The sequence below is a fragment of the Kitasatospora sp. NPDC059817 genome (assembly GCF_042731835.1).
Classification (GTDB): Bacteria; Actinomycetota; Actinomycetes; order Streptomycetales; family Streptomycetaceae; genus Kitasatospora.
The window spans coordinates 1-21,926 of the sequence record NZ_JBHWIR010000031.1 but is presented as its reverse complement, the minus strand read 5'-3'; the positions used below and the strand labels follow the sequence as shown (position 1 = coordinate 21,926).

The window sequence follows — 21,926 nt, the reverse complement described above, 5'->3', positions numbered from 1 at the left end:
GGGGTGTGCGCCGGACCCCCCCCCCCCCGCCCCGCGGGGCCCGCGGGGGGGGGGCCCCCCCGGGGCGGGGCGGGCGGGGGGGGTGGGGTGTCCATCCGGGCGGGCCGTGGCCCCTCGCCCGGGTCCGGTCGCAGCCTCGTCGTGCTGGGCCGGGTCTCCCTCTTCTGACGGCGAACCAGCAGCGCAGGTTGCTGGTTCCGGCCAGATCTGAAGCAACTTCACTCGTCCGAGGGAATATACGCAGTCAGTCTCCACACCTACGCTCGATTACCGCCCAAATCACCCGTCTGCGGCACCTGGCGTGAGGAAACTCACCCGCCCCCGACCGGGCGGGCCGTACGGTGTTCGGCCGCACGGCCCGCCCGGTCGCCGGGCGTCGTCGTTCACCCGTTCCGGCGGGGGCTCACTTGCCCTCGTACGGGTAGAAGCCGCGGCCGCTCTTGCGGCCGAGGTCACCGGCGGTGACCATGCGCGCCATGATCTCCGGGGCGGCGAACTTCTCGTCCTGGGTCTCCTCGTAGATGTTGCGGGCGGCGTGCAGCAGGATGTCCACGCCGGTCAGGTCGGCGGTCTCCAGCGGGCCCATCGGGTGGCCGAAGCCGAGGCGGCAGGCGGTGTCGATGTCCTCGGCGGTGGCGACGCCCGACTCGTACAGCTTGGCGGCCTCGACGACCAGTGCGGTGATCAGGCGGGTGGTGACGAAGCCGGCCACGTCCCGGTTGACCACCACGACGTCCTTGCCGACGCCCTCGGCGAAGGCGCGGGCGGCGGCCAGGGTCTCGTCGCTGGTCTTGTAGCCGCGGACCAGCTCGACCAGCTTCATCAGCGGCACCGGCGAGAAGAAGTGCACGCCGACGACCGACTCGGGGCGCCGGGTGGCGGCGGCGATCCGGGTGATCGGGATGGCGGAGGTGTTGGAGGCCAGCACCGCGCCGTCCTTGGCGAGCTTGTCGAGCTCCCGGAAGACGGCCTCCTTGACCTCGAACTGCTCGAACACGGCCTCGACCACGATGTCGGCCTCGGCGACGGCGCCCAGGTCGGTGGTGGTGGTGATCCGGCCCAGCGCGGCCTCGGCGTCCTCGGCGCTCAGCCGGCCCTTGGCGACGAACTTCGCGTAGGAGGCGCGGATGCCCGCGAGACCGCGTTGCAGGGCCTCCTCGGTGACGTCCCGCAGCACCACCGGGTGGCCGGCCTGCGCGGACACCTGGGCGATGCCGGCGCCCATCAGGCCGGCACCGATCACGGCGATCTGCTTGCTGGACGCATTGCTCATGGCTGGGTCTCCCGATGCCGTCGCCGCCCTGGGGCGGGCCCTGAAGGCGGCTCAGGGCAGGGGTCACCGCCGGAGAGCCGCATCGCTCGTTGCCGGGACTCTAATGCCCAATCCGGCCCCGTGGTGTCAATCGGGAGTGTGATCTGCGCCCGACCTGGTCGGGCGACCCAGACCCGCCGTGACCAGCTGATCAGACCAGCCGATCGGACCATCTGACCGGACCGGATGGCCAGACCATCAGACGGTCGGACGGTCAGACACTCAGCCCGAGGTCCTGCGCCAGGATCGCCGCCTGCACCCGGTTGCGCAGCCCCAGCTTCGCCAGGATCCGGCTGACGTGCGTCTTGGTGGTCGCCTCCGCCATCTCCAGCCGGGCCGCGATCTCCCCGTTGGACAGCCCGGCCCCGATGCAGGCCAGCACCTCCCGCTCACGCGGGGTCAGTCCGGCCACCGCCTCCCTGGCTTCCGGCCCGACCGCCCGGTCCGGCCGGGCGAAGGCGCCGATCAGCCGCCTGGTCACCGAGGGCGCCAGCATGCCGTCCCCGCGCGCCACCGTCCGGACGCCCTCGACCAGGGTGTCCGCCTCCAGGTCCTTGAGCAGGAACCCGGCCGCGCCGGCCCGCAGCGCGCCGTAGACGTACTCGTCCAGGTCGAAGGTGGTCAGCACGAGCACCTGGCCGGCCCCGGCGGCGACCACCTGCCGGGTCGCCGAGACGCCGTCCAGCCGGGGCATCTGCACGTCCATCAGCACCACGTCGGGCCGCAGCTCCAGCGCCAGCCGGACGGCCTCCTCGCCGTCGGCGGCCTGCCCGACCACCTCGATGTCCGGTTCGGCCCGCAGGATCATCACCAGCGCCGCCCGTACCGCCGCCTGGTCCTCGGCCACCAGCACCCGGATCGTCATGCCCCTGCCCCGCTCTCCCGCCCGCGCGGCAGTACCGCGCGCACGCTCCAGTAGTCGTTCCGTGGCCCCGCCTCGAAGCTGCCGCCGAGCAGCCCGGCCCGCTCCGCCATGCCGACCAGCCCGGCCCGGGCGCCGGGCAGTTCGCGGCCCGGGCCGTGCCGGTACGGGCTGTCCACGGCGATCCGCAGTTCCTCGGGGCCGAACTCCATCCGCACGCTGACCAGTCCGGGCCCGGCGTGCTTGAGCGCGTTGGTCAGCGACTCCTGGACGATCCGGTACGCGGCCAGCCGGACCGGCACCGGGACCTCCCCGCGCTCGCCCTGCTCGGCGAGTTCGAAGTCCAGCCCGACGTCCTGACCGGCCGCCCGGGCCTTGGCCAGCAGGGCGTCCACGGCGGCCAGGTCGGGCGCCGCGTACGACTCGTCCGCCTCTCCCCCGCCGCTGTCGCGCAGCAGTCCGATCATGCGACGCATTTCGGCCAAACCCTGGACGCTGCTCTCCCGGATCACCGCCAGCACCTCCACCAGCGGGTCGTCCCCGGCCAGCCGACGGCGCCGGGCGACGGACTGCGCGCCGGTCGCGTGGATCGCGATCGCCGACAGGTGGTTGGCCACCACGTCGTGCAACTCCCGTGCCATCCTCGCGCGTTCGGCGACGACGGCCTCACGCCGGTCCATCTCCGAGAGCAGCGCGGTCTGTTCGGCCCGCAGCCGCTCGCTCACGGCCCGGTCGCGGTGCTTGCGGACCACGTCCCCGGTCCAGACCGGCGCCAGGTAGATCAGCACGGTGAGCACCACCACCGCCGCCGCGTTCGAGGCGTCGCTGTAGATCAGCACCAGGGTGGACAGCACCAGCACCGAGCCCGTGCCGGTCAGGTGCAGGATCCGGGACATCCTCGGGGTGCCGTAGAGCACCGCCGCGTAGAGCAGGTCGGTGTACATCAGGCTGGTCGCCAGCAGGGCGCCGGTGAAGATGCCGTACCCGAAGGCGAGCCCGCCCAGCGTCGTGGTGAGCACCGGCCTGGTCCGCCGGAACAGCTCCAGCACCGCCATCACCAGCAGCGACGGCACCACCGCCCAGCGCGGGATCCGCGAGGAGTTGTCGTAGACCTGGAGCGCGATCAGCAGCGCTCCGCCGAGCAGACCGAGCAGGGCGATCCCCCGGTCCTCCTGGCGCGGGGTGAGGGTCGGTCTCAGCACACCCCCATCTCACCATCCCCGGGCGCCGGGCGGCTCCCGTCCCCGGAGGAGCAGCCGTACATCGAAAGGTGCAGGCCGGGACGGCACCCGGCGACGACGACGCGGCCACGCCCGCGCACCAGGCTGGAGGCACCGCCGACCGCCCGGGAGCACAACGTGATCGTCACCCTCATCGTCGCGGCCGAGATCTCCTTCTGGATCCTGCTCGGCCTCGGTCTCGCCGCCCGCTACCTGCTGCGGTGGCGCCGCACCAGCACCGCCCTGCTGGTCGGCCTGCCGGTGGTGGACCTCACCCTGTACGCGCTCACCGTGCTCGACCTGCGCGGCGGCGCCGCCGCGAGCTGGACGCACGCCCTCGCGGCGAGCTACGCGGGCTTCTCCATCGGGTACGGGCCCTCGCTGGTCCGCTGGGCCGACCGGCACTTCATGTACCGCTTCGCCGGCGGCCCCAAGCCGCCGCGCTCACCGAAGTACGGCGCGGAGCGGTCCCGGTACGAGTGGCAGATCTGCCGCCGCACGGTGGTCTCGGCCGTGATCACGCTGAGCCTGATCACCCTGCTGGTGCCGCTGTCGGGAGGCTCCGCGCACTTCGGCACCTTCCTCCAGTGGTACCTCAAGCTGGGCATCGCCGCCGTGGTCAACGTGGTCATCGCCGTCAGCTACACGCTCTGGCCCAAGCAGCCGCCGGCCGGCGAGCAGGACGCGCACGCCCCGATCGCCGAGCAGCCCGTCGCCGGCGTCCCGGAGAAGCGGCTCTGAGTGACTCTCCCTAGCGGTTCTCGCCCGGCACCCAGAGCACGTCGCCGCGCTCCTTGTTGGCCGCCCGGGCCAGGATGAACAGCAGGTCGGAGAGCCGGTTGAGGTACTTCGCGGTCAGCGGGTTGACGCTGTCCCCGTGCTCCGCGATCGCCGCCCAGGTGGCCCGCTCGGCCCGCCGCACCACCGTGCAGGCCAGGTGCAGGTAGGCCGCGCCGGGCGTCCCGCCGGGCAGGATGAAGCTGCGCAGCTTCTCCAACTGCTCCAGGTAGTGGTCGCAGTCCCCCTCCAGCCGGTCGATGTACGACGGCAGCACCCGCAGCGGCGGGTACTTCGGGTCCTCGACCACCGGCGTGGACAGGTCCGCGCCGACGTCGAACAGGTCGTTCTGGATCCGGACGAGCACCGTGACGATGTCCTCGGGCAGCGATCCGGCCGCGACGGCCACCCCGATCGCCGCGTTCGCCTCGTTGGTGTCGGCGTACGCCGCCAGGCGGGGATCGGTCTTGGTGGTCCGGCTCATGTCGCCGAGCGCGGTGGTGCCGTCGTCGCCGGTACGGGTGTAGATGCGCGTCAGATTCACCATGCGGCCAGCGTAGCCGGACGGGTTAGGCGGCGTTAACCCCGAGCTCGGCGATCGCCGCTACGCGACGTCGACCTCCCCCAGCCTCCGGCCGGGGGTACCCCCACCCCGAGGGTCCGTCGCTACGCGACGTTGACCCTCTGCCCGGGCGGGGCGGCCTCCAGCCAGGCGAGGAAGCCGGTGAGCGCGTCCTCGCTCATCGCCAGCTCCAGCGGCTCCCCGTTGTGCAGGCAGCGCAGCACCACCGAGCCGGAGAGCAGGGCGAGCTCCTCCTGGCCCTCCGGGTAGCGCCGGCCGAGCACCTCGATCTCCCGGCGCGGCAGCACCCTGCGCGGGCGCGGGGCGTACGAGAAGACCCGGAACCACTCGATCGAGTCACCGCTGTAGCGGCCGATACCAAAAACCCACCCCTTGCCGTCGGTCTGGGGGACCGGGGCCGAGGTGGGTTTGCCGTTCTCGTCGAGGTCGGGCTGCGTCGAGGCGTCGGCGGGCATTTTGAGTCGGTAACTGCAGTCGAACGTGCCGCCGACCCGCTGGATCAGGCGGCGTCGTACCGCGAACGCCACCAGGCCGATCACACCCAGCGCCACGACCGCCGCACACACCACAAGCGCGAGGACCATGCTCACCTACCTCCTCGCTACCCGCGTTCCCCGTATCGGTCGTATCAAGCGACCGCGTTGACCTACCAACTACGACGACAGTCCCGGGGTCACGCTCACGCGTCCCCGGGACCGTCGGTCGACCCCGCTGAACCGGGGTCTCGGCGCACTCAGACGTGGGCCTTGAGGCCGCGCGCCGCGAACAGGCGGACCTCGGCGCGCCGCTCGGCGTGCTCGTCCAGGCCCGACTTGGCCTGCTCCAGCGCGCGCTCGGCGCGGGCGACGTCGATCTCGTCCGCCAGCTCGGCGATCTCCGCGAGCAGAGACAGCTTGTTGTCGGCGAAGGAGATGAAGCCGCCGTGCACCGCGGCGATCACGGTGCCGCCGTCCGTCGTGCGGATGGTGACCGGACCGGTCTCCAGCACACTCAGCACCGGGGTGTGACCCGGCATGATGCCGGTGTCGCCGGAGGCCGTACGGGCGACGACGATGGTGGCCGCACCGGACCACACCTTGCGGTCGGCTGCGACCAGCTCGACGTGCAGCTCAGCCAACGTGGGCTCCTAGGCTCATGCAACCCCCGATTACTCGGGAGTTTCGGTAAGAATAACGGCCGCGCGCCCCCGGCATGAAACCGGCGGCACGGATTTGACCGGAATCACAGCCGATGCGACGCGAGGGGTGGTCCCGGGCTCGGGGCCACCCCTCACGGTCACTCAGCTGCTACCGGCCGCGATTACTTCTTCGCCAGCTCGGCGGCGTTCTTCTCGAGGTCCTCGATGCCACCGCACATGAAGAAGGCCTGCTCCGGGACGGAGTCGTACTTGCCGTCGGCGATCGAGTTGAAGGCCTCGATGGTCTCCGACAGCGGCACGGTCGAACCCTCGACACCGGTGAACTGCTTCGCCACGTAGGTGTTCTGCGAGAGGAAGCGCTCGATGCGACGGGCCCGGTGGACCGTGATCTTGTCCTCCTCCGACAGCTCGTCCATGCCGAGGATGGCGATGATGTCCTGGAGGTCCTTGTACTTCTGCAGGATCCCCTTGATACGGAGGGCCGTGTCGTAGTGGGTCTGCGCGATGTACCGCGGGTCGAGGATGCGGGACGTGGAGTCCAGCGGGTCGACGGCCGGGTAGATGCCCTTCTCCGAGATCGGGCGCGACAGAACGGTCGTCGCGTCCAGGTGGGCGAAGGTGGTGGCCGGGGCCGGGTCGGTCAGGTCGTCCGCGGGGACGTAGATCGCCTGCATCGAGGTGATCGAGTGACCGCGGGTCGAGGTGATGCGCTCCTGGAGGAGGCCCATCTCGTCGGCCAGGTTCGGCTGGTAGCCCACCGCGGAGGGCATGCGGCCGAGCAGGGTCGACACCTCGGAACCGGCCTGGGTGAACCGGAAGATGTTGTCGATGAAGAGGAGCACGTCCTGCTTCTCGACGTCACGGAAGTACTCCGCCATGGTCAGCGCGGAGAGCGCGACGCGCAGACGGGTGCCCGGCGGCTCGTCCATCTGGCCGAAGACCAGCGCGGTCTTGTCCAGAACGCCCGAGTCGACCATCTCGTCGATGAGGTCGTTGCCCTCACGGGTGCGCTCGCCGACGCCGGCGAACACCGACACACCACCGAAGTTCTCGGCGACGCGGTAGATCATCTCCTGGATCAGAACGGTCTTGCCGACACCGGCACCACCGAACAGACCGATCTTGCCACCCTGGACGTACGGGGTGAGGAGGTCGATGACCTTGATGCCGGTCTCGAACATCTCGGTCTTGGACTCGAGGTCCTTGAACGCCGGCGCCTTGCGGTGGATCGGCCAGCGGACCTCGACCTGCTGGTCGAACTCCTTCTGGTCCACGTTCAGCACGTCGCCGAGGGCGTTGAAGACCTTGCCCTTGGTGATCTGGCCGACGGGCACCGAGATGGCGGCACCGGTGTCGGTGACCTGGGTGCCACGGACCAGACCGTCGGTCGGCTGCATCGAGATGCCGCGGACCATGCCGTCGCCCAGGTGCTGGGCGACCTCGAGGGTCAGGGTCTTCTTGCCCGAGCCGTCGGGGTTCTCCACCTCGACATGCAGGGCGTTGAACATGTTCGGAATGGCGTCGACGGGGAACTCCACGTCGACGACCGGGCCGATGACCCGCGCGACGCGGCCCGTCGCCGTGGTCGGCTCAACAGTGGTGGTCATTCTCATTCGCTCCCGCGGCTAGCGTCGGCGAGGGCGTTGGCACCGCCGACGATCTCGCTGATTTCCTGGGTGATCTCGGCCTGACGGGCCGAGTTGGCAAGCCGCGTGAGCGACTTGATGAGCTCGCCGGCGTTGTCCGTCGCGCTCTTCATCGCGCGGCGGCGGGCGGCGTGCTCGGAGGCGGCCGACTGCAGCAGCGCGTTGTAGATCCGGCTCTCGACGTACCGCGGCAGCAGCGCGTCGAGGACGCCCTCCGCCGACGGCTCGAAGTCGTACAGCGGGAAGATCTCGGCCTTGGCCGACGTCTGGTCGCTGAGCTGGACCTCGTCCAGCTTCAGCGGCAGCAGTCGGGCGTCCACCGCGTCCTGCGTCAGCATCGACACGAACTCGGTCGAGACCACGTGGAGTTCGTCCACGCCGCCGGTCTCGGCCGTGAAGGCCTCGATCAGCTCGCCCGCGACCGTCTTCGCGTCACCGTAGGTCGGCTTGTCCGAGAAGCCCGTCCACGAGTTCCCGACCGCCAGGTCACGGAAGGTGTAGTACGACAGACCCTTCCGACCGACGATGTAGGTCACCACGTCCTTGCCCTCGCCGCGCAGGCGCTCGGTGAGCGCCAGCGCCGCCTTGATGGCGTTGGACGAGTAACCGCCCGCCAGGCCGCGGTCCGCCGTGATCAGCAGGACGGCGGCACGCGTGGCGTTCGGGTTCTCGGTGGTGAGCGGGTGCTTGGCGTTGGACCGGGTGGCCACCGCCGTCACCGCCCGGGTGAGCTCATCGGCGTACGGGGCGGAGGCGGCCACCGCGCGCTGCGCCTTGCCGATGCGCGCCGCGGAGATCATCTCCATCGCCTTGGTGATCTTCTTCGTCGCGGTGACAGAGCGGATCCGGCGCTTGTAGACCCGAAGCTGTGCTCCCATGGGTCGTTACGTCCTTTCCCTCGCTACCGGACTCAGGCCTGCTCGGAGAGCAGCTTGCCGTCGGCGGTCTGGTACCCCTGCTTGAAGGCGTCGATGGCCGTGGTCAGCGCGTCGACGGTGCCCTCGGCGAGCAGACCGGTCTCGACGATGCCCGCGAGCAGGTCCTTGTGCTGGAGGCGCACGTGGTCCAGGAACTCGCGCTCGAAGCGGCGGATCTCGGCGACCGGGACGTCGTCCAGCTTGCCGGTGGTGCCGGCCCAGATGGAGACGACCTGCTCCTCGACCGGGAACGGCTGGTACTGGCCCTGCTTCAGCAGCTCGACCATGCGCGCACCGCGCGCCAGCTGGGCCTTGGAGGCCGCGTCCAGGTCGGAACCGAAGCCGGCGAAGGCCTCCAGCTCGCGGTACTGGGCGAGGTCCAGACGCAGACGGCCGGCAACCGAGCGCATGGCCTTGATCTGGGCGGAGCCACCGACGCGGGAGACCGAGATGCCGACGTTCACGGCCGGGCGGATGCCGGCGTTGAACAGGTCGGACTCCAGGAAGCACTGGCCGTCGGTGATGGAGATGACGTTGGTCGGGATGTACGCCGAGACGTCGTTGGCCTTGGTCTCGATGATCGGCAGACCGGTCATCGAGCCGCCGCCCAGGGCGTCGTTCAGCTTGGCGCAGCGCTCCAGCAGGCGGGAGTGCAGGTAGAAGACGTCGCCCGGGTAGGCCTCGCGGCCCGGCGGACGGCGCAGCAGCAGCGACACGGAGCGGTAGGCCTCGGCCTGCTTCGACAGGTCGTCGAAGATGATCAGGACGTGCTTGCCGTCGTACATCCACTCCTGGCCGATGGCCGAACCGGTGTACGGGGCGAGGTACTTGAAGCCGGCCGGGTCGGAGGCGGGAGCAGCCACGATGGTGGTGTACTCCAGCGCGCCGGCCTCCTCCAGGGCGCCGCGGACGGACGCGATGGTGGAGCCCTTCTGGCCCACGGCGACGTAGATGCAGCGGACCTGCTTCTCCGGGTCGCCCGAGCGCCAGTTGTCGCGCTGGTTGATGATCGTGTCGACGGCCACCGCGGTCTTGCCGGTCTGGCGGTCACCGATGATCAGCTGACGCTGGCCACGGCCGATCGGGGTCATCGAGTCGATGGCCTTGATGCCGGTCTGCAGCGGCTGCTTGACCGACTTGCGGGCCATGACGCCGGGGGCCTGCAGCTCCAGGGCACGACGGCCGGTGGAGGCGATGTCACCCAGACCGTCGATCGGGTTGCCCAGCGGGTCCACGACGCGGCCGAGGTAGCCGTCGCCGACCGGAACCGAGAGGACCTCGCCGGTGCGGCGCACGGTCTGGCCCTCTTCGATGCCACCGAACTCGCCGAGGATGACGACACCGATCTCGCGGGTGTCGAGGTTCAGCGCGAGGCCGAGCGTGCCGTCCTCGAACCTCAGCAGCTCGTTCGCCATGACCGAGGGCAGGCCCTCGACATGCGCGATGCCGTCCGCCGCGTCAGTGACCGTGCCGACCTCTTCCACAGAAGCGGCGTCCGGCTGGTACGACTGGACAAAGTCGGCCAGCGCGTCCCGGATCTCCTCCGGACGGATCGTAAGCTCCGCCATCAGGCTTCCCTGCTCTCCTAGTTTGCGATCCTCGGCCCGCCATTGAGGGCCGCAAGTATTCGACTCTCGGCCGGGTCTGCCGAACCGGCCGTCCGATGTGCCGGCTCCTTGGGGAGCCGGTTTCCCGACCGAGGGTCGGATGTGCTGCTGCTTCGGTGCTCAGCCTTCGAGCGACTGGCGAGCGCCTTCGAGGCGGCTCGACACGGTGCCGTCGATGATCTCGTCGCCGACCTGCACCCGGACACCGCCGACGACCTCGGGGTCGACGTCGATGTTCAGGTGGACCTGGCGGCCGTACATCCGGGCCAGAGCACCGGACAGGCGCTCCTTCTGGGTGTCCGACAGCGGCACCGCGGTGGTGACCAGGGCCACCACGCGGCCGCGGCGCGCGGCGGCGAGCTTCGAGTAGGACTCCAGGCCCTGCTCCAGGCTACGGCCACGCGGCGCGTTGACGATGGCCGTGACCAGCCGGACGGTGCCCGCGTGGGCGCGGCCGCCGAGCAGCTTGTTGATCAGCGCGGCCTTCGGGGCGATGCCGGCCTTCGGCTCGGTCAGCGCGGCGCGCAGCTCGTGCGAGCCGCTCACCACCCGGCTGAACCGGAACAGCTCGTCCTCGACGTCGTCCAGGGCGCCTGCCCTGTCCGCCGCGATGACCTCGGCGTACGCGGACAGCTCCTCGGTCCCGTCCACCAGGTCGCGCGAGCCCGACCAGCGGGAGCGGACCAGACCGGAGACGAGGTCGACGGTCTCGCCGGAGACCTGACCGGTCAGCAGCGAGGAGACCAGCTGGGCCTTGTCCTGACCCGACCGGGACGGGTCGGTCAGGACACGGCGCAGCGACACCTCACGGTCCAGCACGGCCGTGACGGCGGTGAGCTCCTCGGCGAGCTTGGCCGCGTCCACCGAGGTGGAGTCGGTCAGGCTCTCCAGGTTCTGCCGGCCGGCGGCGAGGGCCTCGCGGCTGGCGCCGATCACTTGGCCGCACCCTGAGCAACGGCGGCCTTGGCCTCCAGCTCGTCCAGGAAACGGTCGATCACGCCGCTCTGCCGAGCGCTGTCCTCAAGGGACTCACCCACGATGCGGGAAGCCAGCTGGGAGGCCAGCGAACCCACGTCCTGGCGCAGGACGGCGGTCGCCTGCTTCTTGTCGGCCTCGATCTGCGCGTGGCCGGCGGCGACGATGGCCTCGCGCTGACGCTGGCCCTCCTCGCGCATCTCGGTGAGCTGGGCAGCGCCCTGCTCGCGAGCCTGCTCGACGATGCGGGCAGCCTCGTGACGCGCCTCGGCGAGCTCGGCGCGGTACTGCTCAAGCAGGGCCTGGGCCTCGGCCTGGGCGGCCTCGGCGCGCTCCATGCCGCCTTCGATGGCGTCCCGACGCTCCGACAGCACCTTCTCGATGCTGGGGAGGAGCTTCTTGCCGAGCAGGCCGAAGACGATGAAGAAGCAGAGCAGGCCGATGATGATCTCGGGCCACGCGGGCAGGAGAGGATTCATGATCTCCTCCGTCTCCGCAAGCTGAGCCACGACGCTCATATCTGGACCTTCCTCGAAGGGTCTACGCCGGGGATTACTTGGGGCCCTGGCCGAAGACGAACGGCATGACGATGCCGATGAGGGCGAGCGCCTCGGTCAGCGCGAAGCCGATGAACATGTTGGAGCGGATCAGGCCGGCAGCCTCGGGCTGGCGGGCCATCGCCTGCACACCGTTACCGAAGATGAGACCGACACCGATGCCGGGGCCGATCGCGGCGAGGCCGTAACCGATCGAAGCGACGGAACCGTAGACGCCGACCTCAGCGAGCATGCTCATTGCAGTGTGTCCTTTGCGGGGATGGTGTACCGGTGGTGATTGGCCACCGGGCGTTCCGGGAGTGGTTCAGGAGGGCCGGGGCCCCCTGGCTCAGTGCGCCTCTTCGAGGGCACCGGCGATGTAGCTGCTGGCGAGCATCACGAAGATGTAGGCCTGCAGGAACTGGACCAGCAGCTCGAAGGCGGTCAGGCCGACGGCGACGACGAACGAGGCCGAGCCGTAGAGCGCACCCAGGGTCGGGCTGAGCAGGTACCAGGAGGCAACGGAGAACATCACGACCAGCAGGTGGCCCGCGAACATGTTCGCGAAGGCTCGGACCGCGAGCGTGAAGGGGCGCACGAAGATGTTCGAGAAGAACTCGATCGGCACCAGGATGAACATGACCCAGCCGGGGATGCCCGAGGGCCAGCAGAGGTTCTTGAGACCGCCGACGAAGCCGTGCTTCTTGAAGGTCAGCGTCATGTAGGTGATCCACACGACCGCCGCGAGGCCGGCCGGGAACGCGATCGCCGCCGTCACGGGGAACTGTGCGAACGGGATGATCGACATGATGTTCATCAACCAGATGAAGAAGAACATCGAGACGAGCATCGGGACGTACTTCTCGCCCTTCTTGCCGATCGTCTCCAGCACGATGGAGCGCTTGACGAAGTCGTAGCCGATCTCGCCGACCAGCTGCAGCTTGCCGGGGACCAGGCGCGGCTTGGCGAAGGCGGCCCAGAAGAAGACGACGACCAGGAGCGCAACGATGACCGACAGCAGCATCGGCTTGTTGAACTCGATGCTGCCGATCGAGAAGATCGGCTTGAACTGGAACTCGTTCAGACCCGGGGCCGGGAAGCCGCAGCCAGCGTCCCCGAAGTGGCAACTGCCTGAGGCGAGGAACGTGAGCTGATCAGCACTCACCACGGACTCCTTCGTCGTGACGCATGGTTACGGCAACCTCGGTGTGTCGGCGTGGCCTGCGGCCACGGAGCGGCACTGAAACTTGATGGGTTTCTCGCGGATCCCGCGCGCCGGTGCGCCGCACCACAGCGGGATCATCGAAGACTGCGCGGATTCGGGGGGCGATCCGTCCGCTGTTCGGACAGACCTGGCCGCTTCCCGTACTCCGTTGTTGCGACGGACGATAGCAGTCCGTCAGTGCGGCATAAACACCGCCCCCCTCGTTGGGGGGACAGTCAGGCCTCGTCACTGTTGACGCCCCGAGTCGGAAGGCTTGTCACCCTTCTTTTCCGAGGCGTCGGGGTCGACGTAGAAGGTCTTGGCCTTCAGCGCGCCACGCACCTGGAACCCCGTCCAGATCAGCGCGCAGCCGAGCAGCGTGAAGGCGAAGGCCTGCCGGTTGAAGAGCCCGGTGTCCTTGAAGACGGCCAGGACGATGCCGACCAGCAGGATCTGCGTGGTGTACACCAGGAGCGCCGCGGCCATCATGATCTGCGGGTTCGACCTGGTCAGGCGGTCGAGCGCGACCTGGCCGGAACTGAAGAAGGCCATCACCAGCAGCGCGCCGAAGAGGGCGCCGAGCAGCCCCTTCCCGCCGGCGACGGCGAACGAGATCGCCATGGCGATGATCCCGGCGGCCGCAGTGGGAATCGCGGCGCCTCGGAGGATCCGGGCGTCGGTGGACGGCATGTCGGCAGCTCCGGCGGCATGTCGATGAGACGGGGGGACGGGGCACAGAAGGTGGTGGGTGACACCGGACCGAGAGGCCGCCGCCCGGGCCGCCCGCTGGAGCGGCGGGCCCGTCGAGGGAGACCGACCAGGGACGGAAGTCCTCCACCTGTCAGGTCTTTCGGCGTGTTCTCGGTACTCGTGAACGGTATCACAAACTATTTGATGAGAGCTTTACCATGAATGTGTGGCACCTGTCACACCGACGGCGCAACGGTACAGCCGAACGGGTGAGGCCATCCGACGGAACATCAACTGCCTTGCTAGCGACGGCCGGTGGTCCGGCCGTGGTCGTCGAGCGCGGAGGCTCCCCGGTCGGCTTCACCGAGAAGTTGCTTGTCCTTTGCCGACAGTTCGGCCATGGGGGCGGGCGGACGGCGCCGGTAGCGCGGCGGGACGAAGGCCTGCACCGCCTTCGGCGCGCGCGGCCGGAACTGCGGCGTCAGCAGCACCACCAGGCCGACCAGGCAGAGCCCGGCGAGCGTCAGCACCACCGTGCGGCCGGTGTTGGTGACGGAGAAGGCCACCGTGCCGAAGGCGATCAGCGCGGCCCAGAAGTACATGATCAGGACCGCACGGCTGTGCGAGTGCCCGACCTGGAGCAGCCGGTGGTGCAGGTGGCGCTTGTCCGCGGCGAACGGCGACTGGCCGGCCCAGGTGCGGCGCACCACCGCGAGCAGCAGGTCCGCCAGCGGCAGCGCGATGACCGTCAGCGGCAGCAGCAGCGGGATGTAGATCGGCACCAGGGCGTGCACGGTCGCGGTCTGTGAACCGGTCTCGCTGCTGATCAGGTCCGGGTCGACGCGGCCGGTGATGGAGATCGCGGCCACGGCCAGCATCAGGCCCAGCATCATCGAGCCGGAGTCGCCCATGAAGATCCGCGCGGGGTGCATGTTGTGCGCCAGGAAGCCCAGGCACATGCCGATCAGCAGCACGCTGAACAGCACCGCGGGCGCCGCGTCGGTGATCGTGTAGCCGTACCAGAGCCGGTAGCTGTACAGGAAGAACGCCATCGCGGCGATGCAGACCATGCCGCCCGCCAGGCCGTCCAGGCCGTCGATGAAGTTCACCGCGTTGACCATGACGACGACCAGGGTGACCGAGATGACCATGCCCTGGGTGGGGCTCACCGCGACCGCGCCGACACCGGGCACCGGGAGGGTGATCACCGTGACGCCCTGCCAGACCATCACACCGGCGGCGATCATCTGGCCGCCGAGCTTCACCAGCGCGTCCACGCCCCACTTGTCGTCGAGCACCCCGAGCAGCCACATGATCCCGGCGCCGGACAGCAGCGCGCGGATGTCGGTGCCCTGGGAGAACACCTTGCTCAGGTTGTCCAGCTGCGAGGCGACCAGGATGCCCGCGCACAGCCCGCCGAACATGGCGATCCCGCCGAGCCGCGGCGTCGGCTCGCGGTGCACGTCCCGGGCGCGGACCGGCGGCATGGCGCCGGCCGCGATGGCGAACTTCCGGACCGGGCCGGTCAACAGGTAGGTGACGGCGGCGGTGCAGAACAGCACCAGCAGATACTCACGCACCACCGGCCTCCTGCGTCACTGTCCAACGGGGAGGTACCGAAGGTACTCCCCTGCGTTCCCGGGGTTCGAGGTGCGTCGCCACGCCCCACACCTTATTGAGTCGGACGCTCAAGGCACGCATCGCGGTTCGCTCTCCCGGGTAGGAGATCCGAATATCCGTCGACGACGCTCTCGTCACCGCCGGTCGGCGAAGGACAGGGCCAGCTCCCGGACCCGGTTCGCCACCCGCGCGCCCGTGCCCCCGGCGAGCGCCTGAGCGATCAGCCCGGCGAGCTCGGCGAGTTCCGCCTCGCCCATCCCCTGGCTGGTCACCGTGCCGGTGCCCAGCCGGATCCCGGAGGCCTCGGCCGCCGGAGCCGGGTCGAAGGGCAGCGCGCACTTGCCGAGCAGCAGTCCGGCCACGGCGCAGCGCCGCTCGGCCTCCGCGCCGGTGACGCCCAGCGGGCTCACGTCCGCCGTCACCAGGTGGGTGTCGGTGCCGCCGGTCAGCAGGCGCATCCCGGCCGCCGCGAGCCCTGTCGCCAGCACCCGCGCCCCGTCCACCGTCCGCTGCGCGTACGCCCGGTAGCCGGGTGTCGCCGCCTCGGCCAGTGCCACCGCCTTGCCGGCCACCTCGTTCATCGCCGCCCCGCCCTGGCTGAACGGGAACACCGCCCGGTCGATCCGCTCGGCCAGCTCCGCGGTGGACAGCAGCAGGCCCCCGCGCGGGCCGCGCAGCAGCTTGTGGGTGGCCGCCACGGTGACGTCCGCGTACGGCACCGGGGAGGGCGCCACGCCGGCCGCGACCAGGCCGGCGGTCTGGGCGACCGAGGCGATCAGGTAGGCGTCCACCTCGTCGGCGATCTCCCGGAAGGCGGCCCAGTCCGGGTGCCGGGGGTGCGAGATCGAGCCCGCCACGATCGCCTTCGGGCGGTGCTCGCGGGCCAGGTCGCGCACCTGGTCGAGGTCGATCAGGCCGTCGGCCTCGCGCACCCCGTACCCCGTGAAGGCGAACCAGCGGCCGGAGAAGTTCGCCCGCGAGCCGCAGCTGAGGTGGCCGCCGTGCTCCAGCGACATCGCCAGCACCCCGTCGCCGGGCCGCAGCAGCGCCGCGTACGCCGCCAGCATCGCCGAAGTCGCCGACCGGGGCTGGACGTTGGCGTGCGGGGCGGCGAACAGCTCACGGGCCCGGTCGATCGCCAGCAGCTCGGCGGCGTCCGCGAGGGCGCAGCCGGTGTGGTGCCGGCGGCCCGGGTAGCCCTCGGCGTACTTGTCGATCAGCGGCCCGCTCAGCGCCGCCAGGACGGCCGGGGAGGTCAGGTTCTCCCCCGCCAGCAGCTGGACCGTCTCGGCCCGCCGCTCGGCCTCGGCCGCCAGCAGGTCGGCCACCTGCGGATCGGCCCGGTGCAGTGCCTCGGAGGCCCACGGGCGCCCTCTGGTCGCGGTCGGGCCGGTCGGGGCGTCGGTGACGGTCATGGCGGGGCTCCGGGGCGGCGTGGGGGCGCCTCCCGGCGTGGGGGCCGGGAAGGGTGGGTTCCTCCAGCGTAGGACCGGCCGGGCCGGGCGGCTCGTCGGCGCGGGGCCATTCGGCGCTCGGCCGCCGCGGGCCATCCCCTGGTCTCCGGGGGGCCGCCGGGGGGCCTCCGGGCCGCTCGCGGCGCGGGCGGTCAGCGCAGCGCGGGCACGCCGGTGAGCGCGGTGACCACCGGGTCGACCGCGTGGAATATCTCCTCGCCGCAGTTGCGGAACATGCCGATCGGGGCCCCGTACGGGTCGTCCAGTTCGTCGGACTCCGGGGTGGCGGCGAGCAGCCAGCCGCGCAGCGCGGCGGCCGCCCGGACCAGGGCGCGGGCGCGCTCGGTGACGTCGGCGCCGCGGCGCGGGTCGGGCAGGGTGCCCGGGTCGATCGTCCGCACCAGGCGGGTGAACTCCTTCAGGGTGAAGGTGCGCAGCCCCGCCTCGTGGCCCATCGAGATGACCTGGGCGCGGTGGTCCAGGGTCGCGGTGAGCACCAGGTCGGCCTCGACCACGTGCTCGTCCAGCAGCTCGCGGCCGGTGAAGCCGCCGCTGTCGGCGCCGTACTCGTCCAGGACGGTCACGGCGTGGTCCTCCATCGGCGCGCCCACGTGGCCCCAGGTGCCGGCGCTCTCCACCAGGATCCGGCCGGCCACCCGGGGGCTGAGCCGGGTGTCCAGCTCACGCCGGGTGAGCCGCTCGGCGATCGGCGAGCGGCAGATGTTGCCGGTGCAGACGAACAGGATCCGGAAGTGGTCCAGCGGCCTGGGGCCCACACTCAGGTACGGCGCTATGCCGGGCCCGGCATGGAGCGAGGCGATGGGCGTCAACTGCCGGCCTCCAGGTCGGGGACGACCTCCCTCAGCTGCTCGACGCTGATCGCGCCCGCCCGCAGCAGGACCGGGACCTTGCCCGTGACATCGACGATGGACGAGGCGGTCGCGTGGTCCGCCTGTCCGCCGTCCAGGTAGACCGAGATGGCGTCGCCGAGCTGCGCCTGCGCCTCGTCACAGGTGGCCGGGGACGGGCCGCCGGTCTTGTTGGCGCTGGAGACGGCCAGCGGGCCGGTGGCGTTCAGCAGCTCGATGGCGACCGGGTGCAGCGGCATCCGGACGGCGACGGTGCCGCGGGTCTCGCCGAGGTCCCAGCGCAGCGAGGGCTGGTGCTTGGCGACCAGGGTGAGCCCGCCCGGCCAGAACGCGTCGACCAGCTCCCAGGCCTGCTCGGAGAAGTCGGTGACCAGGCCGTGCAGGGTGGTCGGCGAGCCGACCAGCACGGGCGAGGGCATGTTGCGGCCGCGGCCCTTGGCGGCCAGCAGGTCGCCGACGGCCTCCGGCGAGAAGGCGTCCGCGCCGACCCCGTACAGGGTGTCGGTGGGCAGCACGACGAGTTCGCCCCGGCGAATGGCCGAGGCGGCCTCGCGCAGGCCGGTGGCGCGGTCCCCGGCGTCGGCACAGTCGTAACGGCGGCTCATCGGTGCGGTCCCCTTCCGGAATGGCTCATCACAGCGTTCACAGCACGGTCTTCACGGCGCGGCCGGGCGAGCGGCGCTGCCGCGGCCCGGCTGCTCACAACGACGCCCTGCGGGCTGTCGTGAAGCGCGGTCGGTTGTTCAGGTCGCGGTGGTCGGCGGTGTCCGTCCAGCCGCGTTCCTCGTTGAAGATCCACGGGACCTGCCCGCCCTGCTGGTCGGCGTGCTCGATCACCACCGCGCCGCCGGGGCGCAGCAGCCGGGCGGCCACCCGCTCGATGCCGCGGATGGTGTCCAGGCCGTCCTCGCCGGAGAACAGCGACATCTGCGGGTCGTGGTCGCGGGCCTCCGGGGCGACGTACTCCCACTCGGTGAGCGGGATGTACGGCGGGTTGGAGATCACCAGGTCGAAGCGGCCGTCCCAGGAGCGGTCGTCGGCGAAGGCCCGGGTGGCGTCACCGGCGTGCAGGGTGACCCGGGCGCGGTCGGGGCTGGCCTCGATGTTGCGCCGGGTGTACTGCAGCGCGCCCTCGTCGAGTTCGAAGGCGTGCACGGTCGAGCGCGGCAGCTCCTGGGCCAGGGCGAGCGCGATGGCGCCGGAGCCGGAGCACAGGTCGACGACCAGCGGCTCGGCCACGTCCATGTCGCGGACGGCGTCTATGGCCCACTCGACGACCGTCTCGGTCTCCGGCCGGGGCACGAACACCCCGGGGCCGACCTCCAGTTCGAGGTAGCGGAAGAACGCCCGCCCGGTGATGTGCTGGAGCGGTTCGCGCGCCTCGCGGCGGGAGACGGCCTCCCAGTAGCGGGCGTCGAAGTCGGCGTCCTTCACCGAGTGCAGCTGGCTGCGCTTGACGTTGTGGACGTAGGCGGCGAGTTCCTCCGCGTCGAAGCGCGGCGACGGCACGCCGGCCGCGGCCAACCGCTGGGTGGCCTGGGCCACCTCGGCGAGCAGCAGGTTCATCCGTACGACCTCTTGTTTCTGCGCTCCGGCTCGCGCCGTCGCTCGGGCTGGGGCGCGCCGGTCTCAGTTCTGTTGGGCCGAGGCGAGCTTGGCCGCCGCGTCCGCGTCGACGCAGGACTGGATCACCGCGTTCAGTTCGCCGTCCAGGACCTGGTCCAGGTTGTACGACTTGAACCCCGTGCGGTGGTCCGAGATGCGGTTCTCCGGGTAGTTGTACGTCCGGATCCGCTCGGAGCGGTCCACCGTACGGACCTGGCTGCGACGCGCGTCCGAGGCCTCGCGCTCGGCCTCCTCCTGCGCGGCGGCCAACAGGCGCGACCGCAGGATGCGCATCGCCTGCTCCTTGTTCTGCAGCTGGCTCTTCTCGTTCTGGCAGGACGCCACGATACCGGTCGGCAGGTGGGTGATCCGGACCGCGGAGTCGGTGGTGTTGACCGACTGGCCGCCGGGGCCGGACGAACGGTAGACGTCGATCCGCAGGTCGTTGGCGACGATCTCGACCTCGACCTCCTCCGCCTCGGGGGTGACCAGCACGCCCGCCGCGGAGGTGTGGATGCGGCCCTGGGACTCGGTGGCGGGGACGCGCTGCACGCGGTGCACGCCGCCCTCGTACTTCAGCCGGGCCCAGACGCCCTGCCCGGGCTCGGCGTTGCCCTTGGTCTTCACGGCCACCGAGACGTCCTTGTAGCCGCCGAGGTCGGACTCGTTGGCGTCGATGATCTCGGTCTTCCAGCCGATCCGCTCGGCGAAGCGCAGGTACATCCGGAGCAGGTCGCCGGCGAACAGCGCGGACTCCTCGCCGCCCTCACCCGCCTTGATCTCCAGGATGACGTCCTTGTCGTCGCTCGGGTCGCGCGGCACGAGCAGCATCCGCAGCTCCTCGGTCAGCCCCTCGCGGCGCTGCTCGCCCTCCTTCACCTCGGCGAGGAACTCCGGTTCCTCGGCGGCGAGTTCGCGCGCGGCCTCGATGTCCTCGCCGGCCTGTCGCCACTGCCGGTAGACCCGGGTGATCGGGGTCAGCTCGGCGTACCGCTTGGCCAGCTTGCGAGCGTTGGCCTGGTCGGCGTGGACGGACGGGTCGGCCAGCCTCTTCTCGAGGTCGGCGTGCTCGACGAGGAGCTCTTCGACTGCCTCGAACATGGAGTGGGCCTTCTTCCCGTGAGAACCGTTGGGAGCCGGTGGGAACCGGCCGGTGGTGCGAACCGCTGGAGGGGGTGCTGGGGGGATGCGAACGGCGCCGGCCCCCAGCGCCCCCGGAACGAGTACGGGGGCACCGGGAACCGGCGCCGTGGGAGCGCTAGGCCTTCGCGCTGTGCTGCTTGCCGAAGCGGGCCTCGAAGCGGGCCACGCGGCCACCGGTGTCGAGGATCTTCTGCTTGCCGGTGTAGAACGGGTGGCACTGCGAGCAGACCTCGGCGCGGATCTCGCCACTGGCCTCGGTCGAGCGGGTCGTGAACTCGGCACCGCAGGTGCAGGTCACACGGGTGACCACGTACTGGGGGTGAACGTTGGGCTTCAAGGGGTTCTCCTAGGTTCGGGAGGGCACCGGGTCGGCGGCGGGAGCGCCGCACGTGAACCGGGACCGACGGACCAGTCTGCCAGGACCGGCCGCATCTTCCCAAACCGGGTCGTGTTCCGGGATATTCCGGGCGCAGCTCAGCGCCGGGCGGGAGCCTTCGCCGGGGCCGTGGGGGCGGCCGTGGGGGCGGCCTGGGCGGGGTTCTCGGGCTGCGCCGAGACGATCGCCTGCGGGACCGGCTGGTCGGCCTTGAGGGCCGCCCAGAGCTGGTCCGCCTGCGGCTGCTGCTCGACCACCCGGTTGGGGTCGCTGGGCGCGGTCACCACCGGCAGGGTCACCATGCCGAGCTGGTCCGGCCCGATCCCCTTGAGCTCCTGGACGAGCCCCACCAGGGCGTTCACCGAGCCCAGCGCGGAGTCGGTGGTGATGCTGCGGGTCATGGTGTCGCCGATCGACCAGAGCTTGACCGGGTTGGAGTAGAGCCCGATCCCGCCGGCCTGCTGGAGCAGCGACTTCACCATCTGCTTCTGGAGTTCGATCCGGCCGAGGTCGCTGCCGTCGCCGACGCCGTGCCGGGTGCGGACGAAGGCCAGCGACTGCTGCCCGTCGAGGTGGTGCTCGCCCGGTGCCAGGTCGAGCCCGCTGTCCTTGTCGTGGATGGCCACCGTGGTACTCACGGTGGCCCCGCCTATCGCGTCCACGACGCGGGCGAAGCCGGCGAAGTCGATCTGCACGTAGTGGTCCATCCGCAGCCCGGTGAGCTGCTCGGTGGTCTTGACCGCGCAGGCCGCGCCGCCGGCCTCGAAGGCGCTGTTGTACATCGCGCGCTTGGCGCCGGCCACCGCCTTGCCGCCGGCGTCGGTGCAGTCGGGCCGGGTGACCAGGGTGTCGCGCGGGATCGAGACGACCTCGGCGTGCGAGTGGTCCTGGTTGACGTGCAGCACCATCGCGGTGTCCGAGCGGGCGGTGTCGCCGGTGTCGCCGCCGGCCAGGTCGCCGTTCTCGCCGTTGCGCGAGTCGGAGCCCAGCACCAGGACGTTGAACGAGCCGTCGGTGGCGGCCGGCGGGCGGGCGTCGCCGAGGCGGGCGTTGATGTCGACGCTCTTGATGTTGCCGTTGAGTTTGACGTACGCGTAGCCGGCCGCTCCGGCGCCGAGGACGACGAGCGCGGCGAACGCGCAGGCGGCCGCCCGCAGGATCTTGCGGCGGCGGGTCAGGACCCTCTTGTGCTCGGCCATACGGTCCAGAGTAAAACGGACAAGATGATCAAAAAGCCTCAAGATGTCCCAACTCTGGAACAAAGCCGGGTGGACGCACCGAACCCCGGGGGCCGCCGCCGGGGGCGGGGGGGGGGGGGGGCAACCCGGCCCGCGCGCGGGGTGGGTGTGTGCGGGGGGGGGGGGTGGGGGGGTGGAAACTGATCACGGCGTG

Annotated in this window: 23 protein-coding genes; 1 reads left to right on the top strand and 22 read right to left on the bottom strand. The window is 70.8% G+C overall.

Translation table 11 applies throughout. From position 1 onward, the window contains the following. Nucleotides 1-403: 403 nt before the first annotated feature. From ACFV61_RS09595 to ACFV61_RS09585, 3 genes are all read right to left on the bottom strand, one after another. Entirely contained in the window at nucleotides 404-1,273 is an 870-nt protein-coding gene (locus ACFV61_RS09595; protein WP_063347794.1) for a 3-hydroxyacyl-CoA dehydrogenase family protein, read from the bottom strand. 253 nt (nucleotides 1,274-1,526) lie between these two features. Then, the gene (locus tag ACFV61_RS09590; protein ID WP_063347795.1) at nucleotides 1,527-2,177 is read right to left on the bottom strand and encodes a response regulator transcription factor; all 651 of its coding nucleotides are present in this window, start codon (nucleotides 2,175-2,177) and stop codon (nucleotides 1,527-1,529) included. Continuing rightward, nucleotides 2,174-3,376 (bottom strand): sensor histidine kinase, encoded by a 1,203-nt coding sequence (locus ACFV61_RS09585; RefSeq protein ID WP_380490930.1) that lies wholly within the window; start codon nucleotides 3,374-3,376, stop codon nucleotides 2,174-2,176. The genes ACFV61_RS09590 and ACFV61_RS09585 overlap by 4 nt, the downstream gene beginning before the upstream one ends. A 156-nt stretch (nucleotides 3,377-3,532) precedes the next feature. On the opposite strand from ACFV61_RS09585, the gene ACFV61_RS09580 reads away from it, so the two are divergent. After that, a complete protein-coding gene (locus tag ACFV61_RS09580) occupies nucleotides 3,533-4,135 on the top strand; it encodes a hypothetical protein (protein WP_363371907.1) in 603 nt (200 codons plus the stop codon). Nucleotides 4,136-4,145: 10 nt separating this feature from the next. Here ACFV61_RS09580 and ACFV61_RS09575 read toward each other — a convergent pair whose 3' ends face one another. From ACFV61_RS09575 to ACFV61_RS09485, 19 genes are all read right to left on the bottom strand, one after another. After that, complete coding sequence (locus ACFV61_RS09575) at nucleotides 4,146-4,718, bottom strand: cob(I)yrinic acid a,c-diamide adenosyltransferase (protein WP_063347797.1); 573 nt, start codon at nucleotides 4,716-4,718, stop codon at nucleotides 4,146-4,148. 119 nt (nucleotides 4,719-4,837) lie between these two features. Continuing rightward, complete coding sequence (locus ACFV61_RS09570; RefSeq protein ID WP_063347798.1) at nucleotides 4,838-5,338, bottom strand: DUF2550 domain-containing protein; 501 nt, start codon at nucleotides 5,336-5,338, stop codon at nucleotides 4,838-4,840. A 149-nt stretch (nucleotides 5,339-5,487) separates the two neighbouring features. Next, nucleotides 5,488-5,871 carry a F0F1 ATP synthase subunit epsilon gene (locus tag ACFV61_RS09565; RefSeq protein WP_063347799.1) on the bottom strand — a complete coding sequence of 128 codons (384 nt, stop codon included), beginning with the start codon at nucleotides 5,869-5,871 and terminating at the stop codon, nucleotides 5,488-5,490. A gap of 182 nt (nucleotides 5,872-6,053) precedes the next feature. Then, a complete protein-coding gene (atpD, locus tag ACFV61_RS09560) occupies nucleotides 6,054-7,499 on the bottom strand; it encodes a F0F1 ATP synthase subunit beta (RefSeq protein ID WP_363371902.1) in 1,446 nt (481 codons plus the stop codon). A 2-nt stretch (nucleotides 7,500-7,501) separates the two neighbouring features. Continuing rightward, a complete protein-coding gene (locus ACFV61_RS09555; protein ID WP_063347801.1) occupies nucleotides 7,502-8,416 on the bottom strand; it encodes a F0F1 ATP synthase subunit gamma in 915 nt (304 codons plus the stop codon). Nucleotides 8,417-8,448: 32 nt separating this feature from the next. Then, nucleotides 8,449-10,023 (bottom strand): F0F1 ATP synthase subunit alpha, encoded by a 1,575-nt coding sequence (gene atpA, locus ACFV61_RS09550; protein WP_063347802.1) that lies wholly within the window; start codon nucleotides 10,021-10,023, stop codon nucleotides 8,449-8,451. Nucleotides 10,024-10,182: 159 nt separating this feature from the next. Continuing rightward, nucleotides 10,183-10,998, bottom strand: a complete 816-nt coding sequence (locus ACFV61_RS09545) for a F0F1 ATP synthase subunit delta (protein ID WP_380490927.1) — start codon at nucleotides 10,996-10,998, stop codon at nucleotides 10,183-10,185. After that, nucleotides 10,995-11,555, bottom strand: a complete 561-nt coding sequence (locus ACFV61_RS09540) for a F0F1 ATP synthase subunit B (RefSeq protein WP_063347804.1) — start codon at nucleotides 11,553-11,555, stop codon at nucleotides 10,995-10,997. The genes ACFV61_RS09545 and ACFV61_RS09540 overlap by 4 nt, the downstream gene beginning before the upstream one ends. A gap of 34 nt (nucleotides 11,556-11,589) precedes the next feature. After that, nucleotides 11,590-11,832, bottom strand: coding sequence for an ATP synthase F0 subunit C (gene atpE / locus ACFV61_RS09535; RefSeq protein ID WP_030302757.1), 243 nt, complete (start codon nucleotides 11,830-11,832; stop codon nucleotides 11,590-11,592). Between the two features lie 90 nt (nucleotides 11,833-11,922). After that, entirely contained in the window at nucleotides 11,923-12,738 is an 816-nt protein-coding gene (gene atpB / locus ACFV61_RS09530; RefSeq protein ID WP_063347805.1) for a F0F1 ATP synthase subunit A, read from the bottom strand. Between the two features lie 285 nt (nucleotides 12,739-13,023). Then, nucleotides 13,024-13,467, bottom strand: a complete 444-nt coding sequence (locus ACFV61_RS09525) for a hypothetical protein (protein WP_063347806.1) — start codon at nucleotides 13,465-13,467, stop codon at nucleotides 13,024-13,026. Nucleotides 13,468-13,769: 302 nt separating this feature from the next. Next, the gene (locus tag ACFV61_RS09520; RefSeq protein WP_063347807.1) at nucleotides 13,770-15,047 is read right to left on the bottom strand and encodes an MraY family glycosyltransferase; all 1,278 of its coding nucleotides are present in this window, start codon (nucleotides 15,045-15,047) and stop codon (nucleotides 13,770-13,772) included. Nucleotides 15,048-15,221: 174 nt separating this feature from the next. After that, nucleotides 15,222-16,502 (bottom strand): serine hydroxymethyltransferase, encoded by a 1,281-nt coding sequence (glyA, locus tag ACFV61_RS09515; RefSeq protein ID WP_063347808.1) that lies wholly within the window; start codon nucleotides 16,500-16,502, stop codon nucleotides 15,222-15,224. A gap of 191 nt (nucleotides 16,503-16,693) precedes the next feature. Continuing rightward, entirely contained in the window at nucleotides 16,694-17,335 is a 642-nt protein-coding gene (locus ACFV61_RS09510; RefSeq protein WP_063351136.1) for a protein-tyrosine-phosphatase, read from the bottom strand. A gap of 32 nt (nucleotides 17,336-17,367) precedes the next feature. Beyond that, nucleotides 17,368-18,015 carry an L-threonylcarbamoyladenylate synthase gene (locus tag ACFV61_RS09505; protein WP_063347809.1) on the bottom strand — a complete coding sequence of 216 codons (648 nt, stop codon included), beginning with the start codon at nucleotides 18,013-18,015 and terminating at the stop codon, nucleotides 17,368-17,370. A gap of 94 nt (nucleotides 18,016-18,109) precedes the next feature. Continuing rightward, nucleotides 18,110-18,976, bottom strand: coding sequence for a peptide chain release factor N(5)-glutamine methyltransferase (prmC, locus tag ACFV61_RS09500; RefSeq protein ID WP_063347810.1), 867 nt, complete (start codon nucleotides 18,974-18,976; stop codon nucleotides 18,110-18,112). Nucleotides 18,977-19,039: 63 nt separating this feature from the next. After that, complete coding sequence (gene prfA, locus ACFV61_RS09495; RefSeq protein WP_380336750.1) at nucleotides 19,040-20,116, bottom strand: peptide chain release factor 1; 1,077 nt, start codon at nucleotides 20,114-20,116, stop codon at nucleotides 19,040-19,042. Between the two features lie 157 nt (nucleotides 20,117-20,273). Beyond that, on the bottom strand, nucleotides 20,274-20,495 hold the full coding sequence (gene rpmE, locus ACFV61_RS09490; protein WP_063347812.1) for a 50S ribosomal protein L31: 222 nt from the start codon (nucleotides 20,493-20,495) through the stop codon (nucleotides 20,274-20,276). Nucleotides 20,496-20,632: 137 nt separating this feature from the next. Then, the gene (locus tag ACFV61_RS09485; protein ID WP_380490925.1) at nucleotides 20,633-21,733 is read right to left on the bottom strand and encodes an LCP family protein; all 1,101 of its coding nucleotides are present in this window, start codon (nucleotides 21,731-21,733) and stop codon (nucleotides 20,633-20,635) included. Between the last annotated feature and the right edge of the window lie 193 nt (nucleotides 21,734-21,926).

Bases quoted from the DNA above. Each gene is read 5' to 3' on its own strand.
- ACFV61_RS09555 (WP_063347801.1), bottom strand. From the start codon at position 8,416: ATGGGAGCACAGCTTCGGGTCTACAAGCGCCGGATCCGCTCTGTCACC.
- ACFV61_RS09595 (WP_063347794.1), bottom strand. From the start codon at position 1,273: ATGAGCAATGCGTCCAGCAAGCAGATCGCCGTGATCGGTGCCGGCCTG.
- ACFV61_RS09575 (WP_063347797.1), bottom strand. From the start codon at position 4,718: ATGGTGAATCTGACGCGCATCTACACCCGTACCGGCGACGACGGCACC.
- glyA (WP_063347808.1), bottom strand. From the start codon at position 16,502: ATGACCGTCACCGACGCCCCGACCGGCCCGACCGCGACCAGAGGGCGC.
- atpE (WP_030302757.1), bottom strand. From the start codon at position 11,832: ATGAGCATGCTCGCTGAGGTCGGCGTCTACGGTTCCGTCGCTTCGATC.
- ACFV61_RS09570 (WP_063347798.1), bottom strand. From the start codon at position 5,338: ATGGTCCTCGCGCTTGTGGTGTGTGCGGCGGTCGTGGCGCTGGGTGTG.
- ACFV61_RS09540 (WP_063347804.1), bottom strand. From the start codon at position 11,555: ATGAGCGTCGTGGCTCAGCTTGCGGAGACGGAGGAGATCATGAATCCT.
- ACFV61_RS09525 (WP_063347806.1), bottom strand. From the start codon at position 13,467: ATGCCGTCCACCGACGCCCGGATCCTCCGAGGCGCCGCGATTCCCACT.
- ACFV61_RS09590 (WP_063347795.1), bottom strand. From the start codon at position 2,177: ATGACGATCCGGGTGCTGGTGGCCGAGGACCAGGCGGCGGTACGGGCG.
- prmC (WP_063347810.1), bottom strand. From the start codon at position 18,976: ATGAACCTGCTGCTCGCCGAGGTGGCCCAGGCCACCCAGCGGTTGGCC.
- prfA (WP_380336750.1), bottom strand. From the start codon at position 20,116: ATGTTCGAGGCAGTCGAAGAGCTCCTCGTCGAGCACGCCGACCTCGAG.
- ACFV61_RS09505 (WP_063347809.1), bottom strand. From the start codon at position 18,015: ATGAGCCGCCGTTACGACTGTGCCGACGCCGGGGACCGCGCCACCGGC.
- atpD (WP_363371902.1), bottom strand. From the start codon at position 7,499: ATGACCACCACTGTTGAGCCGACCACGGCGACGGGCCGCGTCGCGCGG.
- ACFV61_RS09485 (WP_380490925.1), bottom strand. From the start codon at position 21,733: ATGGCCGAGCACAAGAGGGTCCTGACCCGCCGCCGCAAGATCCTGCGG.
- atpA (WP_063347802.1), bottom strand. From the start codon at position 10,023: ATGGCGGAGCTTACGATCCGTCCGGAGGAGATCCGGGACGCGCTGGCC.